The sequence below is a fragment of the Kribbella endophytica genome (assembly GCF_054781295.1).
In genome coordinates this window covers 54,509-70,074 of sequence record NZ_BAAGUR010000010.1, presented here as the reverse complement: position 1 = coordinate 70,074, position 15,566 = coordinate 54,509, and the positions used below count along the sequence as shown (strand labels likewise).

General features: G+C 67.7%; 17 protein-coding genes. 10 read left to right on the top strand and 7 right to left on the bottom strand.

The annotated features are described in order from the left end of the window. The first annotated feature begins 3 nt into the window (after positions 1-3). The 3 genes from ACYVIO_RS43005 to ACYVIO_RS42995 all read left to right on the top strand — a co-directional run bounded on the left by ACYVIO_RS43005 (position 4) and on the right by ACYVIO_RS42995 (position 2,957). Positions 4-804 (top strand): hydroxypyruvate isomerase family protein, encoded by an 801-nt coding sequence (locus ACYVIO_RS43005; protein ID WP_460656809.1) that lies wholly within the window; start codon positions 4-6, stop codon positions 802-804. 211 nt (positions 805-1,015) lie between these two features. Further along, positions 1,016-1,903, top strand: coding sequence for an alpha/beta hydrolase family protein (locus tag ACYVIO_RS43000; RefSeq protein WP_460656808.1), 888 nt, complete (start codon positions 1,016-1,018; stop codon positions 1,901-1,903). Between the two features lie 421 nt (positions 1,904-2,324). Next, a complete protein-coding gene (locus ACYVIO_RS42995; RefSeq protein ID WP_460656807.1) occupies positions 2,325-2,957 on the top strand; it encodes a hypothetical protein in 633 nt (210 codons plus the stop codon). A gap of 2 nt (positions 2,958-2,959) precedes the next feature. Here ACYVIO_RS42995 and ACYVIO_RS42990 read toward each other — a convergent pair whose 3' ends face one another. From ACYVIO_RS42990 to ACYVIO_RS42980, 3 genes are all read right to left on the bottom strand, one after another. Next, entirely contained in the window at positions 2,960-3,766 is an 807-nt protein-coding gene (locus tag ACYVIO_RS42990; protein ID WP_460656806.1) for a methyltransferase domain-containing protein, read from the bottom strand. A 98-nt stretch (positions 3,767-3,864) separates the two neighbouring features. Continuing rightward, positions 3,865-4,539 (bottom strand): hypothetical protein, encoded by a 675-nt coding sequence (locus tag ACYVIO_RS42985; RefSeq protein ID WP_460656805.1) that lies wholly within the window; start codon positions 4,537-4,539, stop codon positions 3,865-3,867. Then, on the bottom strand, positions 4,536-4,889 hold the full coding sequence (locus ACYVIO_RS42980; protein ID WP_460656804.1) for a hypothetical protein: 354 nt from the start codon (positions 4,887-4,889) through the stop codon (positions 4,536-4,538). Before ACYVIO_RS42980 ends, ACYVIO_RS42985 begins: the two co-directional genes overlap by 4 nt. 162 nt (positions 4,890-5,051) lie before the next feature. On the opposite strand from ACYVIO_RS42980, the gene ACYVIO_RS42975 reads away from it, so the two are divergent. Together ACYVIO_RS42975 and ACYVIO_RS42970 are read left to right on the top strand one after the other, a co-directional pair. Beyond that, positions 5,052-7,469 (top strand): sensor histidine kinase, encoded by a 2,418-nt coding sequence (locus tag ACYVIO_RS42975; protein WP_460656803.1) that lies wholly within the window; start codon positions 5,052-5,054, stop codon positions 7,467-7,469. Then, positions 7,466-8,125 (top strand): response regulator, encoded by a 660-nt coding sequence (locus ACYVIO_RS42970; RefSeq protein WP_460656802.1) that lies wholly within the window; start codon positions 7,466-7,468, stop codon positions 8,123-8,125. Before ACYVIO_RS42975 ends, ACYVIO_RS42970 begins: the two co-directional genes overlap by 4 nt. Here the strand turns inward: ACYVIO_RS42970 and ACYVIO_RS42965 are convergent. Continuing rightward, entirely contained in the window at positions 8,115-9,083 is a 969-nt protein-coding gene (locus ACYVIO_RS42965; RefSeq protein WP_460656801.1) for a helix-turn-helix transcriptional regulator, read from the bottom strand. The genes ACYVIO_RS42970 and ACYVIO_RS42965 overlap by 11 nt on opposite strands. 57 nt (positions 9,084-9,140) lie before the next feature. Between ACYVIO_RS42965 and ACYVIO_RS42960 the strand changes: the two genes are divergently transcribed. The 3 genes from ACYVIO_RS42960 (at position 9,141) to ACYVIO_RS42950 (ending at position 11,390) form a co-directional block, all read left to right on the top strand. Continuing rightward, entirely contained in the window at positions 9,141-10,277 is a 1,137-nt protein-coding gene (locus ACYVIO_RS42960; RefSeq protein WP_460656800.1) for an epoxide hydrolase family protein, read from the top strand. 103 nt (positions 10,278-10,380) lie between these two features. Further along, a complete protein-coding gene (locus ACYVIO_RS42955; protein ID WP_460656799.1) occupies positions 10,381-10,773 on the top strand; it encodes a hypothetical protein in 393 nt (130 codons plus the stop codon). Then, entirely contained in the window at positions 10,770-11,390 is a 621-nt protein-coding gene (locus tag ACYVIO_RS42950; protein ID WP_460656798.1) for a hypothetical protein, read from the top strand. Before ACYVIO_RS42955 ends, ACYVIO_RS42950 begins: the two co-directional genes overlap by 4 nt. A 62-nt stretch (positions 11,391-11,452) precedes the next feature. Here ACYVIO_RS42950 and ACYVIO_RS42945 read toward each other — a convergent pair whose 3' ends face one another. Next, positions 11,453-11,674 (bottom strand): hypothetical protein, encoded by a 222-nt coding sequence (locus tag ACYVIO_RS42945; protein ID WP_460656797.1) that lies wholly within the window; start codon positions 11,672-11,674, stop codon positions 11,453-11,455. A gap of 186 nt (positions 11,675-11,860) precedes the next feature. On the opposite strand from ACYVIO_RS42945, the gene ACYVIO_RS42940 reads away from it, so the two are divergent. Next, positions 11,861-12,868 carry a NaeI family type II restriction endonuclease gene (locus ACYVIO_RS42940; protein ID WP_460656796.1) on the top strand — a complete coding sequence of 336 codons (1,008 nt, stop codon included), beginning with the start codon at positions 11,861-11,863 and terminating at the stop codon, positions 12,866-12,868. Next, positions 12,865-13,338, top strand: coding sequence for a very short patch repair endonuclease (locus tag ACYVIO_RS42935; RefSeq protein ID WP_460656795.1), 474 nt, complete (start codon positions 12,865-12,867; stop codon positions 13,336-13,338). Before ACYVIO_RS42940 ends, ACYVIO_RS42935 begins: the two co-directional genes overlap by 4 nt. On the opposite strand, the gene ACYVIO_RS42930 is transcribed toward ACYVIO_RS42935, so the two are convergent. Both ACYVIO_RS42930 and ACYVIO_RS42925 read right to left on the bottom strand, forming a co-directional pair. Continuing rightward, positions 13,331-14,572 carry a DNA cytosine methyltransferase gene (locus ACYVIO_RS42930; RefSeq protein WP_460656794.1) on the bottom strand — a complete coding sequence of 414 codons (1,242 nt, stop codon included), beginning with the start codon at positions 14,570-14,572 and terminating at the stop codon, positions 13,331-13,333. The two genes, ACYVIO_RS42935 and ACYVIO_RS42930, sit on opposite strands and share 8 nt — an antisense overlap. Positions 14,573-14,971: 399 nt before the next feature. Next, positions 14,972-15,529: a hypothetical protein gene (locus tag ACYVIO_RS42925; RefSeq protein ID WP_460656793.1), complete on the bottom strand. Its 558-nt coding sequence runs from the start codon at positions 15,527-15,529 to the stop codon at positions 14,972-14,974. Between the last annotated feature and the right edge of the window lie 37 nt (positions 15,530-15,566).

The following is a 15,566-nucleotide window of genomic DNA, read 5'->3' as shown; positions in this document are numbered from 1 at the left end:
CGCATGGATTTCCGCGGCTTCGAGGTCAGCGCCAACGTGTCGATGCTCTTCACCGAGCTGCCGTACCTGGACCGGTACGCCGCGGCCGCGCGCCGCGGATTCCACCTGGTCGAGTCGTGGTGGCCCTTCCCCGGTCCGACCGCGTCACCGGCCGAGATCGACCTGCTGGTGACCGCGCTGAAGTCGGCCGGCGTCACGCTGAGCGCGCTGAACTTCTACGGCGGCGACATCCCCGGCGGCGAACGCGGCGTCGCCTCGCACCCGGACCGGCAAGAGGATCTCGCGGCCAACATCTCGCAGATGGTGGAAATCGCGGAGCGGACCGGGTGCCGGCTGTTCAACCTGCTGTACGGGCAGTTCGACGATCGCTGGTCTGCCGCTGAGCAGGAGGCCTGCGCTGTCGAGGCGATCCGGTCGGCTGCCGCCGCGGTCGCCGGCTTTGGTGGCACGGTGCTGATCGAGCCGCTGACCTCGGGATTGAACGGGCGCTATCCGTTGCTGACGGCAACCGACGTACTGGGATTGCTGGACGGCCCGCTGAAGGACGTGCCGAACCTGTCCCTGCTGTTCGACACGTTCCACCTCGGGAGCAACGGCGTGGATCTGATCGCGACCGCCTCTGCTGTCGGCGCCGACCTCGCGCACGTCCAACTGGCCGACTCCCCCGGCCGCGGCGAACCCGGCTCGGGCTCAATCGACTTCGCTGGAGTCCTGGACGCCCTGAAGCTGGCCGGCTACAAGGGCGTCGTCGCCGCGGAGTACAAGCCGACGGTCGACACGGCGTCCAGCCTGGGCTGGCTTTGATCGTTGTGCGGATTTTCGCTCCGCTTTCTCTGCCGCCCCGCAAACTGGGGAGATGAACCGGCGGATGACGTGGGCGGGGCTCGCCGCGCTCGGGATGACGGCTGCGGTCGCCTGCACGACGACGGACGACGCGGCACCCCCTGCGTCGTCTCCGAGCACGACGGTCAGCTCCACACCCGCCCCGTCATCCGTCCCTCCTTCGTCTGCACCTGTGAGGCCGCCTCCTTCGACGCCGGCGCCTGACCCGGTCTCACTGCAGGCCCTGGCGGCGAAGAAGTTCACCGGTGGCGCACTGCGGATCGGCCGCGTGCTGGCCCGCAACCCGGCGTACACGAGGTACTTCGTCACCTACCCCAGCGGCTCGCTGACGATCTCCGGCATCCTCAACGTCCCGTCGACGCCCGGGCCGCACCCCGCGCTGGTGCTCAACCACGGCCACATCGACCTGTCGAACTACACCAACGGCCGCGGTCTGATGCGCGAGCAGGACTATCTCGCGCGGCGCGGGTACGTCGTACTGCACACCGACTACCGCAACCACGCGCAGTCGTCGAAGGACCCGTCGTCGGAGGTCAACCTCCGCCTCGGCTACACCGAGGACGCGATCAACGCCGTCCTCGCGCTCCGCACTTCCCAGTACGTCGACCCGGCGCGCATCGGCATGCTCGGCCGCTCGATGGGCGGCGGTGTCACCTACAACGTCCTGGTCTCCAAGCCCGGCCTGGTCAAGGCCGCCGTCGTCTTCGCCCCCGTCAGCTCCGACGCCGTCGACAACTTCAACCGCTGGACCCGCTCCGACACAGCCACCGCCGCCGCCATCACCCGAGCCCACGGCACCCCCACCGCCAACCCAACGTTCTGGCGCAACCTGTCGGCCATCAACTTCTTCGACCAGGCCAAGGACCCCCTCCTCATCCACCACGGCACCGCCGACTCCACCTGCCCGCCGGCCTGGTCCACCAAAACCCTCGCCGCCCTGAAGAAGGCCGGCGCCCCCGCCTCCATGTACACCTACCCCGGCGAAGAACACGCCTTCGGCCCCGCCTGGCCCCTGTCCATGGCCCGAACCGTAGCTTTCCTCAAACAGAACGGGCTTTAGGGCTTGGTCGCCGTGCTCGTCGAGCCGATCCCGTGCAAGAAGCAGTAGCTCATCGGTGAACAGCTCTTTGAACTGGTCCTCCAGCACCAAGTGCTCGACCGTCAGGTCGAGACGCCTCTTGAGGTACAGCTGAGTGAAGCCCTCCGACGGCGCACTGCTGCCGACCAGCCGACGCGCAGTCTCCAAGCCGCCATGTTCGCTCAACATCCGGAGAAAGTACGTCGCGTTGTACCCCGCCTCGGACTTGGCCCGCTCATAGATCCGCACCATCCGCCGCTCGAACTGCTTGACCACGTCGTCTTCCATGCGGCCCCCACCACCCTCCACGTTGGTCGTCCCACCTTGCCCGATCCACCCGCCCCGGTGAAAGCACACAGATCGAGCTATGGCACCCGCCGCCCACCTGGGCTAGAAACCTCAGATGGGCACCTTCGTCGACATCCTGCGCTCGTTCGACCGGCACGAGCGCGGAATCCTCCTGCGATGGGTGACCGGCCAGTCCTTCAACCTCGACGGTCAACTTCGCGAACAGCTCCAGAAGCTTCTCGACCGAACCATTCCGGAAGACGCCTTCGTCGCCACCGATTACGTCCTCGACTGGCTGGGCGCGGCAGAGAAGATCGTCACCGAGTCCGACGGTCGTGCCACTGCCTACGAACGGGCGGACGGTCTTGTCACGGGATCACCGGAGGACGTCGATCTGTTGATCGCCTGGGAGGACGACAGACGTCATCTCATCCTGGTCGAGGCCAAGGGCTTCACCGGGTGGTCGAACCAGCAGATGACGAGCAAGGCAAATCGTCTGAAGGCGCTCTTCGGAGCTCTGGACAATCACCAGGTTGATCTGCACTTCGTTCTCGTGGGACCTACTGAAGCCAAGAAGCTCGCCTTCCAGGACTGGCCCGCCTGGATGCGTCCGGACGACCGGGTCCACTTCCTGCAACTTCCGATGCCAGAGAAGCACCGCGTCGTCGAACGGGGACAGCAGTCCAACGGCTCGTGGACGCGTACGCAGACCGATTGGACGCACTGGCGCGTCAACGAGCACGGCTGAACCTAGCGGGGCTTGGTCGCCGTGACGGCGTACATGGTGAGGGACATGTGAAAGGCGTTGCGGTCGGCTGCTTCGGTGAGGGTTTGGGTGAACGCGTCCGCCTCGGGTGGGGTGATGGTGCCGTTGGCGGCGGCGGCTTGGATCATCGTGGGCAGGAAGCCCTGGCGGGCGCCTGACTGGGGTTCGATCCAGGTCGCAGCGGTTTCGGCGGTGATGGTCAGGGCGTTGTCGGCGAGCAGCGTGCGGAGTGTGCGGCCGGAGTACGGGTTGGCGGAGTCGGCGATCAGGGCCGCGGTCAGGCGTTCGTAGACACCGGGGACGACCGGGTGCATGAGCGCCGTACCCCAGTCGGTGTCGATCAGCGCGATGCGACCGCCGGGGCGGAGAACTCGGACCATCTCGGCGACCGCCTGCGCCGGCTCGGCGATGTGCTGGAGGACGCGCTCACAGCGGATCACGTCGAACGACTCGTCGTCGAACGGCAGCTTCACCGCGTCCCCGTCGACGACTTCGAGGCCCGGGAACCGCCGTACGGACTCAGCTCTGAGCCCCTCGCTCGGCTCCACTCCGACCGCCTTCGCGGTCAGCTCCCGCAGCGCCACGACGTCCTCGCCGGTCCCCGACCCCACATCCAGCGCCGCCTCCCCCTCCTGCGGCGCCAGCTGCTCCAGCGCGAACGCCTTCAACTCCCGTACGGCGGGACGCTGCGCGATCTGATCCAGGATCCACGCCAGCCGTACGGCGTCCTCCTGCACGCCGTCCGTCCGCTGGAACCCACTCCCGAACCTCGGTGCCTGCGTATCGGTCATGATCCCCTCCCCTGCCAAGGTAACGCCGCCCGCGCGCTACGGCGCCTCCGGCCACCGGGCCCGCCGGCGATCGTGCGTCCGATCGCCGGCGATGCCCTTCAGGCCGACTCGCCCCGGCGGAGGATCGCCAACCCCACCACGGCGAACCCGACGGCCTGCAGCCCCCACCCGATCAGGTCGAGCGTGTGGTTCGGCACGACAACCGCCGCGACGAAGTGGATCGGCTGCGACGCGATCACCACCACCGCCGCCCAGCGCGCGACCGCCCGCGACCTCCACAGCGCGATCCCGAGCAGGATCGTCCCGACCACATGGCCGATCACGAAGACCACACCCGCGATCCCCGCCGTCGGATGCGCCGCGTCGTACAGCCGCGTCACCTGCTCCGCGTTGAGTCCCGCCTCCGGCCCCATCCACAGCACCTGATCCCCGCCGCCCAACCACCCGAGCGCCAGATACCCCGGCACCAACAGCAGCAACGCGATCGCTGTCAGTCGCGGAGCCCTCTCCCGCGTCATCCGGCCGACCGCGTACGCCGCCGGCACCAACGTCAGTACGGCGACGAACCCGAGCCACAGCACCAACGACGCCCGGCCCGGCTCGGCGAACACCTTCCGCACGATCGTCGTACTGTCGTCGACCGTGTCGTACGGCAGCACGTACCGCAGTACGGCGATCGCCGCCGGCCCAACCGGCAGCAACAACGCGATCCCCCACGCCGACCACGGCAATCGACCTTCGACCGATCGAACGGCACCCACCGTCGCAGTCATCGCGCACCAGCCAACTGACGCGCCGGCACGAGGACCAGCGCCACGCCCAGCACCGTCAGCACCACGAGCGCCCCAGCCATCAGCACTGCGATCGCCGGCACGTCACCCGCGAAGAACGCCGGCACCGCGGTCACCGCCGACAGCACCCGCAGCACGATCAGCGGCACGACCGCCCGCCGTTCCCCCCGCCAGGCCAGGACCACCAGCACCAGGCTGAGCAGCCCGAGTCCGGCGCCGACCAGCGCGATCTCCATCGGCGGGTTCTCCCCGTCGGTCGCCAGCGGGCCGGTCAGGTCCGCGACCGACAGCACCCCGAGCACCACCAGCCCCCACCGAAACGTTCGACTCATCTCGCTCTCCCCCTTCATGTGTTCTGTGCAGTTGCCGACCACCTTGGCGCGAGAGCGCTCCCCACGCCGGAGGGTGTGATCACCCGCGGCCGGGAAATCGCCCGGGAACTCCGGGAGCGCGATCCCGGGACGCCGGGAGCCCTTCGGGCGCACACTGAGGCCATGACGAGGGCGGGGAGGCCCGTACGCCGGGCGGCGGCGGGGCTTGGGGCTTTCGCCGCGGCCGAGGTGATCGCCGCGGCGGTCCTCACCGTGCTCGCGGGCTGGTCGCTGCAGGAAGCGTTCGACACGTTCGTCGTGACCAACGCGCTGATGGGCTTCGCCTTCGGCATCTGCGGCGCGGTGATCGCTTGGCACCGACCGGCCAACCCGATCGGCTGGCTGTTCATCGCCGACGGCGTCGGCCACGCAACCACCGCGGTCGGCGCGCCCCTGCTGCAGCTCCTGCAGGACGCGTCCGCACCGCTCGAGCTGCAGCGCACGGTCGTCACGGTCTTCGAGTGGTCCTGGCCGTGGTCGATCGCGCTGTTCCTGCCGCTCGCCCTCCTCCTCTTCCCCGACGGGCACCTGGTCTCGCGGCGCTGGCGACCGGTCGCGTGGGCGATCGTGATCACCGCTCCGCTCTTCGCGCTGGAGATGGGCACGAGCGGCGGTTCGCCGTACGAGGGCTGGCCGGTCGGCTACCTGACACTTCCGTCGTACGACGCACTGCAGCCGTTGTGGACCGCAACGGAGATCCGCAACCTGCTGGCGTTCCTGGCCGCGATCGCCTGTCTGCTGATCCGCTACCGCCGCGCAACCGAAACGGGCCGTCGGCAACTCTTGTGGTTGCTCCTGGCAGCGGTCATCGCACTCTGCCTGATGATCCCGTGGTCGCTGATCGCTGGTACGCCGGTGTTCGTGCTGCTCGCGATCCCGCTCGTCCCGGTCGCCGTGGCGGTCGCGATCGTCCGGCACCAGCTGCTCGACATCCGCCTCGTCGTCTCGCGGGCCGTTGCCTGGGGCCTCCTCTCACTGGTTGCCATCGGCACCTACGTTGCGCTGGTCGCGCTGACCGACACCCTCGTCGCTTCCCAGTTCGGCCGCTCGGCCGCACTGACCGTCGTCGTCGCGCTCCTGATCGCGCCGGTCCTGCCCCGCCTCCAACGCCTGGTCGACCGAGCCATGTACGGCGACCGCCGCGACCCGGCCCGCGTAGCCACTCGGATCGCCGCCGAACTCACCTCCAATCCCACCGCCGGCCTGGACACCGTGCCTGCCGCCATCCGCTCGGCGCTCCGGCTGCCGTACGTCGCACTCACGACCGGCAGCTCGCCGTCTCCGGCCGATCTGGAGCCGACCGCCTCGGGCGGGCCTGCGTCTGGCTCGGCATCTGCGTCCGGCTCGGCGCCCGCGTCCGGCTCGGTACCTGCGTCCGGCCCGGTCGGGCCCGGCTTCGGCTCGGCACCTGCGTCCGGCTCGGCCGGGCCCGCGTCTGGCTCGGCGCCTGGGCGCGTCGTCGCCCTCGACCTCTCGTACGGCGGCACGTCGGTCGGTTCGCTGCTGGTCGGCCTCCGTCCCGGCGAGTCCGACCTCTCCGTTGCCGACCGCAACATCCTGGCCCTCGTCGCCGTACCGCTCGCCGTCGCCGTCCACGCGACCCGCCTGTCCGAAGAGCTCCAGACCTCCCGCGAACAGCTCGTCGCCGCCCGCGAGGAAGAACGCCGCCGCCTCCGCCGCGACCTGCACGACGGCCTCGGCCCGGCCCTCACCGGCATCGCCTTCACCGCCGACGCCGCCGCGAACCTCGTCACCGCGGACCCCGCCCGAGCCTCCGAGCTCCTCCGCAACCTCCGCACAGACACCCGTACGGCGATCGCCGACATCCGCCGCCTGGTCGACGACCTCCGCCCGCCGGCCCTGGACGAGCTCGGCCTGGCCGGAGCCCTCCGCCAACGCGCCGACCAACTCTCCTGGCGAGCCGACGGCGCAGCCATCCGCGTCGCGGTGGAAGCAGACGGCCTCCCGCCGCTCCCCGCCGCCCTCGAGGTCGCGGCGTACAGAATCGCCACCGAGGCCCTCACCAACGTCGTACGCCACTCCCACGCAACCGCCGCCCACCTCACCGTCCGCTGCGGCTCCACGCTCGAGCTGGAGATCCACGACGACGGCCCACCCGCAGGCCCGTGGACGCCAGGCGTAGGCCTGCAAACCATGCACACCCGAGCCACCGAACTAGGCGGCCAGGTCGAAGCCGGCCCCACCCCGTACGGCGGCCGCGTGACCGCGTCCCTCCCCCTCAGCCCCGCCGGCGCACCTCCCGCCCCGGATCCGCACGCGCCTTCCGGCCTGTCGGCGATCCCGGCTCCAGGCGCATCGACCACATTCCCTCCCGCTCCAGACCCGCACACGGCCTCCGACCCGTCGGCGATCTCGGCCGCACCCCCAGACGCCCCGGACCCGCACGATGCTCCCCACCAACCGGCGGTCTCGGCCGCACACCCTCCAACTCCGGACCCGGGCGCGGCTCTCCGCCCATCGGCGATCTCGACCCCCGACCCGGCCCCGACCACCGACCACACCCCCGCGGACCACCGATGACCGACCCCTCACCGATCCGCGTGGTCCTCGCCGACGACCACCCCGTCGTACGGGCCGGGCTCGCCGCCCTGCTCACCTCCCTCCCCGGCATCGAGGTCGTCGGCGTCGCCGCAACCGGCCGTGAGGCGATCCGCGAGGTCCTCACCCACCACCCCGACGTCGCCGTACTCGACCTGCAGATGCCCGACCTCGACGGCTTCGCCGCAACCCGCGAGCTCGCCAGATCAGCACCACGTACCGCCGTACTGGTCCTGACCATGTTCGAGGACGACGACTCGGTCTTCACCGCGATGCGCGCGGGAGCGCGCGGCTACCTGGTCAAGGGCGCCGAGCAGGACGAGATCGCCCGCGCCATCCACGCCGTCGCCGCCGGCGAGGCGATCTTCGGCCCCGGCGTCGCCCGCCGAGTCCTCGCGCTCTTCGCCGCCCCACCGACCACCGAGGCCCCGTTCCCCGAGCTCACCACCCGCGAACGCGAGATCCTCGACCTGCTCGCCGCCGGCCTGTCCAACGCGGCGATCGCCACCCGCCTGTCCCTGGCCGCGAAGACCGTCGCCAACAACGTCTCGTCGATCTTCACCAAGCTCCACGTCACCGACCGCCCCACCGCCATCGTCCGAGCCCGCAACGCCGGCCTCGGCCGCGCTACGGAGTGACGGCTCGCAGATACCGTTGCCCGATCACCCGAAGATGCTCGACCAGCGCCTCCGGCGCCGTCACCTCGAAGTCGATGCCGAGCATCCCGATGTACACGGCAACGACCTCGAGCGACTCCGCCCCGGTCACCAGCACGCAGGAGTTCTCGTCGACCGGCTCCACAATCCCAACAGCAGCGTGGATCCGAGTCAGTACGTCGTCGGCCGACGCGAAGACCGTGATCCGGGCGTGCACCTTCCACCCGGTCGTTGCCACGTCCCGCAGTACGAAGTCGGTGTAGTCGTCGTTCGGCATCGGCCGCGGCTGGTACTTCCGACCCGTTGCCATCCGCAAGTTCATCCAGTCGACCCGATAGGTGCGCCAGGCCCCTTTCTCGTCGCGCGCGACCAGGTACCAGTACCGCTGCCAGCTCATCAACCGGTACGGCTCGACCAGGATCGGGAACCCTGGTTCGGCATCCGGTACGGCGTACTCGAAGCGCAGGTAGTGCTCGTCCCGGATCGCGGCGGCGATCGTACTGACGACGACCGGGTCGACCTCCGGGTCCGGCACGTTCGACCCCGTGTTGTCCGGCCCCTTGGTCAGCGTCGTGTGGATCGCGTTGACCTGCCGACGGAGCCGATGCGGCAGAACCTGCTCGAGCTTCGCCAGCGCGCGCCCGCTGCTCTCCTCCATACCGCTGACGCCGGCGCCCGTCCGCAACCCGACGGCGACCGCGACGGCCTCCTCGTCGTCCAGCAGCAGCGGCGGCATCTTCGCGCCGATCCCGAGCTGGTAGTGCCCGGCCGGTCCACGGGTCGCGTCGATCGGGTACCCGAGTTCGCGCAACCGATCGACGTCGTTGCGGATCGTCCTGCCGCTCACCTCCAGGCGCTCGGCCAGCTCCGCGCCGGTCCAGGCCGGGCGGGTCTGCAGCAGCGACAACAGGGACAGCAATCTCGACGAGGTTTCACGCACAGGTAAATACTCTCAAATAGGAATCCAACTTGCCTATACCGCTCCTACAGTGAAGCCATGAACACCAACGAGAACAGCATCCGGCCCTTCACCGTCACGATCGACCAGGCCGACCTGGACGACCTGCAGGCTCGCCTCGCCAACACCCGGCTCCCCGAGCCGGCCCCGGGCGACAACTGGGACCTCGGCACCCCGAACCACTACCTGCGCGAGACCGTCGACTACTGGCAGAACGGCTTCGACTGGCGGGCGCAGGAAGCGCGGATGAACGAGTTCCCGCACTACCTGACCGAGATCGACGGCCAGACCGTCCACTTCCTGCACGTCCCGTCGGCCGTCGAGGGCGCGACCCCGCTGCTGCTCCTGCACACCTACCCCGGCTCGTTCGTCGACTTCCTCGACATGATCGGCCCGCTGACCGACCCGGTCGCGTACGGCGGCTCGGAGGCGGACGCGTTCTCGGTCGTCGTACCGTCGATCCCCGGCTTCGGCTTCAGCACCCCGCTGGTCGAGCGCGGCTGGACGATGGCCCGGGTCGCCAAGACCTTCGACCAGCTGATGCGGCGGCTCGGCTACGACTCGTACGGCACGCACGGCTCGGACGGCGGCGCGATGATCTCCCGCGAGCTCGGCCTGCTGAACCCTCCCGGCTTCCTCGGCCTGCACGTCCTGCAGCTGTTCTCGTTCCCCAGCGGCGACCCGGCCGAGTTCGAGAAGTTCACCGGTGAGGACTACGCGGCGCTGGAGCACCTCCAGTGGTTCCAGTCCGTCGGCGGGTACAACGCGATCAACTCCACCCGCCCGCAGACCGTTGCCGTCGGCATCTCCGACTCCCCGGTCGGCCAGCTCGCCTGGAACGAGCTCTTCAACAACTTCGGCAACGGCACCAGCCTGGTCACCCGCGACCAGATCCTCACCGAGGTCTCGCTCTACTGGTTCACCAACACCTCGGCCGCCGCCGGCCGCTACCACTACGAGGAAGCCAACGCCGGCACCGAACCCGCCCTCAACCACGCCCCCACCGGCGTCGCCGTCTTCGCCGACGACTTCAAGACCATCCGCCCCCTCGCCGACCGCGACAACACCAACATCGTCCACTGGACCAACTACCCCGACGGCGGCCACTTCGCCAGCCTCGAACGCCCCACCGAGGTAGTAGCCGACCTCCGCAAGTTCTTCTCCAACCTCCGCTGACTCCCCCTCACCCCGACCGGCCGGCCCGACCCTGGGCCGGCCTTCGGTCGTCGTACGGGCTGTGGACAACTCACCTCGCGAGGCGCAGATCCCTCCTATCCTGATGCCGACGCTCGACAATCTGGAAGGACCGGTCATGGATTCCGACGAGACCCAACACCTGCTCCCGGGCGGCGGCACGGTCTGGGTGCTGTCCACCTCAGCGGCCTCGCAGAACCTCGCGAACCTCCTCAGCCTGTTCCGGTCCGGCGACGCTGACCCCTTGATCTTCGGGGACTCGGGACAACCCGAAGGCGTAGTCATCCCGTTCGAGGTCTGGCGTGCGCTGGTCGAGGCCAGCACCGACGAAGAGGGTTTCGATTCCAGCTACTCCGTCGCGCGCCACCGCCTCAAAAACCCCGGCGGTCCCTCGATTCCGATCGAAGAAGTGGCGGCCGAGCTCGGCTGGGACCTCGACGAAGACCCCGACGACTCCGAGTTCCGCACGCCGAAATGACGCTCTACCGTCTCCTCATCAGCCGCGAGGTGCTGCAGCAGCTACGCCTCCTCGAGCGAGCCGCCGCGACTCAACAAACCGGCGGCCTACGCGACCGCGAGTACCGCGCCCTCCGCGCCGGCCTTCGCGCCATCGCCAACGGCGAGGAGGCGGACTTCGACGGCAAGCGCCTAGGTTTCATGGCTCACGACCTCAGCGACTGCGCGGAGATCAAGTTGCCGGTGCTTCCAGAGACCCGCGGAAACCACACGCTCGGACCTTCTCACCGATTGATCTACCGCGAGTTCGAGGCGGAAGACGGCGGTACGCCGTACCGCGAAGTCGTCTGCTTCGAACACCGCGGACACAACCGACCGTTCGAGGTCGCCGCCGACCGCCTGCAACGGGCAACAGGCGCCAGACTCCAAACCCTCAGCCACTTTGGCGCATCATCGGCCATCTCCCCGATCCGTCGGCCACTCCCGCCGGATCTGGCCCGCGCACTCAAAGGCATCGAAGGCAACCCATCTCCACGCGGCGCCGCCAGACCTCCCGGATCCGCCCAGCCCACCGCACCACCAGGCTCGGTACGCCGACCGCCTGAACGCGACCACCCAAACAATCCGCCAACTCGCTGACCGCCCGGGTCGCAGGCGTCCACACCGCCCCCCGCTCCCCGCTCCCCGCTCCCCCACGAGTCCTACTGCGGCCCCAGCCCCCACAGCCGCTCATCAGGCAACGGCCGCGAACTCGGTCCGTCCCCGTTCAGCGCCTCGTTGGTCACCCGAAGCCCCGCAAACCGCCGCGCCATCGCCTTCGCATACCGCTCAGCCAGCAGGGGCTCAGCGCAGTAGTCCGCAATCACATGCTCGCCGAACCACACCCGCACCCGCCGCCGCACCGTCACCCCGGGGTTGTCCACAATTCCTCCTCTCACAGGCTCCCCCCAGTGCAACAGCCCAGGCCCCTCCCCAGGAGACCTCACCCCTGTCAGAATCCGGCATGTCAGAAACCAGACGCCGCACCAACCGGCTGGTCACGATCAGCCGACTCATGGCGCTTCCGCGCACGGGATGAAGGTCTCGCCTCGACGGACTATCGTCCTACCGTGACTGAGGACCTGCTGCCTGGCTTTGTTCTGACCGAACCGGAGGAGGATCCGGCCCGGGATGAGGTGGTTGCGGCCTTCCGGAACGCAGATCCCGACGGTAAGCGTGCCGCCGTCGTCTTCCGGGCAACCTTTGACCAGCTATACGACGGGCAGCACACCGGCAGGTATAGCTGGGATCAGCTGTACAAGACAGAGAAGACCCACTACGGGACCTTGCTGGAGATCAATCTCCGCCGGGAGTTCGACGATGTCATCGACGACACTGCCGATGACCATCCGCTGGACTACCTGGTGTGCGGGCATGATGTGGACTGCAAGTACTCACAAACGCTGGGCGGCTGGATGTTGCCGCCCGAATGCTTCGGCCAGCTCCTGCTTGTCGCGACGGCAAATGATCAAGGGGGCACCTGGAGTCTGGGCGTCGTCCGCGCCTCCGACGAGAACCGGAGGCCAGGGTCGAACAGAGACGCGAAGGCGAGCCTGAACGTCCGCGGCAGGAAACAGATCGACTGGATCCAGTACGGATCTGCGCTGCCTCCGAACATTCTGCTAGGGCTGGATCCGCGAACCCTGCGACGGGTCCTAGCGCCGGCGTCCGGGCAGAAGCGGGTCACGGAACTCCTGCGCCAGGTGACGCAGCGACGGATTGGCCGAAACACAATCGCCACGCTGGCTCAGCAGGACGACTACATGGCCCGGCTACGAGATAACGGCAACGGTGCTCGAACGACGCTTCGCGCAGAGGGCTATCTCATTCCCGGGGGCGACTACGAGGCTCACCGAAACGTCGCGCGTCAGCTGGGCGCTGCTGTGCCTGAGCCCGGCGAGGTGGTCAGCCTGAGGGTAGTGCCGACCGCTGAAAGTGATGGTTGGACGATTGCACTTGAGGGCCGCCATTGGCGGTTAGCTCAAGATGGCGAGCCATCGACGGAACCGGCTCCGAAGCTCCCAGACGTCCGCAAGCCAAAGCCATCGTCGTCGACAGTTACGCCTGACATTCAATGACGAAGCCCGCTAAACGAGCGCCGGCATCCAGTCGCAAGCCGACTGAGTACGCGACTCCGACGTCGCCGGGCAGGTCCCGCAACATGCAGGCGATCCGTCGGACGAACACCAAGCCCGAGGTCGATCTCAGGTCAGCTTTGCATCGCGATGGCTATCGCTTCCGTAAGGATCTGAGCATCTACACCTCGTTGCGGCGGGTGAGACCCGACATCGTCTTCACAGCACGCAAGGTAGCGGTCTTCGTCGACGGCTGTTTCTGGCATTGCTGCCCGATCCACGGACGGCAGCCGACCGTGAACTCGGGCTACTGGTCTCCCAAGCTGCAGCGAAATGTGGAGCGCGACCGCCTCGCCGACACCGCGCTCCACGAAGATGGCTGGTCCGTGGTCCGCATCTGGGAGCACGAATCGATCGAAGAGGCCGTTCGCATGGTCAAGCAGACCGTGGATCGACGTCGACTCGCTAGCTGACCTTCGATCGCATCGAGGCTAGGTACTCGTGCCTGATGTGGTCGTCCTGGCCGACGAAAGCACGGAAGTTACCGAGCTCGTAGGTCTTTTCGCCGCGCTTCTTGCCCTCGGGCATATCGAAGTCGCGCTCGAGATGCTTGAGGCGCAAGTTCACCTCTTCTTGCGATAGCTCCCCACCAGATTCAGCGATGATCTCTCGCACAGTCATCGGCTTCTCCGCCGATCGCAGAATCTTATAGACCACGTCATGCACTACCACCTCGGCAAGCTCCCGCGCGACGCCTTCGCGGCGAAGCGCGGCAGCAATACGCGCGCCAACCGCCTCGGCCACGGGCGGCGGGAACGCGTTGCCAATCTGGCGGTACACAGAGGTCTTCCGTCCGACGAACTCCCAGTCGGATCCCGTCCATCCCTGCAAGCGAGCAACCATCTCAACGGTCAGCTTCGGATTATGACCTTTGGGTGTGCCGGCTGCAGGTGCCTCGTTCGCGACGCCCATCGCATCGACGCCGAGCTCAAGCCAGGCTCGCTTCGCCCGGGTAGGACCGAGGTCAGCACCACCATGCTTCTTCGAACCGCCAACCAGAGTCGGTCCAATTCCACTCGCACGCTTGGCCCAATCGGCGGCATGCTTCCAGCCCCCGGTTTCCATGAGGTCTTCCAGCAGTTCGCCAACTGTCGTTTGCAGCGGGACCGTTTCAGGCCAGCTGAAGTAGGGCGCGTACTCCTTCTGAAGAGCCACTAGAACGAACCGAGGCCGCAGCTGCGGCACACCGAAGTCCGACGCGTGCAGGAGGCGCCAATCAGCGACGTACCCGAGCTCGCCTAGCCGATCAAGAACATGCTGACGGTAGGCAGAGAACCGTGGTGCCGACAGGCCGCGTACGTTCTCGAGCATCAGTGCACGGGGCTTGATCACCGCACACAACTCGACAGCCCAAGCAAACAGATCGCGCTCATCATTAGAGCCGAGCTGCTTGCCAGCGATGGAGAACGGCGGGCACGGAACTCCGCCCGCGAGCAGCTCTACGCCCTTGAACTGCTCCGGATCCCAGACGCTCTCATCGGCAACGTCACCCAACCGGACGTCCCAGTCTGGCCGGTTGTGCTCCAGGGTCTTAACGGCCGTCGGGTCAATTTCCACCGCCAGTAAGTGCTCGAAACCAGCGCGTTCGAGTCCGAGCGCCTGACCACCAGCACCTGCACAGATTTCGACTACTCGCAGGGCATCCACTAGAGGCCTCCTCGAAATTCGAACGCTTGTTCGAAGTCTAGATGATGTCCGGCTGACACACCAAAACGGTCGCCTAGTCCTACAGTCAGATCTCGGCGACTCAGGATTCGGAGGCTCTCGTGCCTCATCGCAACCGTCACGACTGCCCGCTCGATGTACGAGCCACCAGCGACCGCATGATCAACTTTCCCGGGAATGCGGAAGAAACATGCCAAAGCTTAGCGTCTGGACTGCACCCCGCTCCGCAGGCTTGCCGTCGAGCCCCCAGGGCCAATCATGCCCTACAGAGCGCACCTGACCGGCTACAGAGCCCCACGGACTCAGGCCCACCGGAGGTCAGCCCGTGCTCATACTCACGACAAGCCAGGGCCGACCAATCGACAGCGTCACGGACTGAACCTAGATATCAAGAGCCGAGCGGATCTTCCCTCGTGCGTCCACAGGCAGCCTGCGGTAGGCCGACCAGGCCCGCTCCAGCGGAGTGGGGACGCGGCGGTTGAGCTCGATCCACCGAGCGAGGCGCCTGCGGTCGGCGGGATCGAGCGCACTAATTTCCGAGGCGACTGTGTCCGCCCGAGTAGGAGCACCACCATCCCCGGCCCGGCAGCGCTTGCACTCGGTCAGCAGCAGCAATTCTTCCTCTCCACCGGGATGGATGGTTCTGCGCCGGCTCACCGACAGGACACCTGTCTTCGTCGGATCGTCGGGGTACTCCTCGCCGCCGGCAATACCACAGACCGTGCACGTGTATTCGTCGCGCTCGAGGACCGCTCTGATCTCCCGGGTCGAGAGCGAGTTGTTCGGTGCCGCCGCACGCCTCGCCTTGGGGTCCCAGACAGCTACCCCGGTCGTTACGAAGCGCTGCTCCCGGGTCATCAAAGAGGCATCTTCAGTGTTGGACAGGATGATCCAACCGTAGTCACGGAGATCGCGCACGCGCCGATCGATCTGCGACATGCCTGGGAATGCGATCCGCAATTGTGCTTTGGTGAAA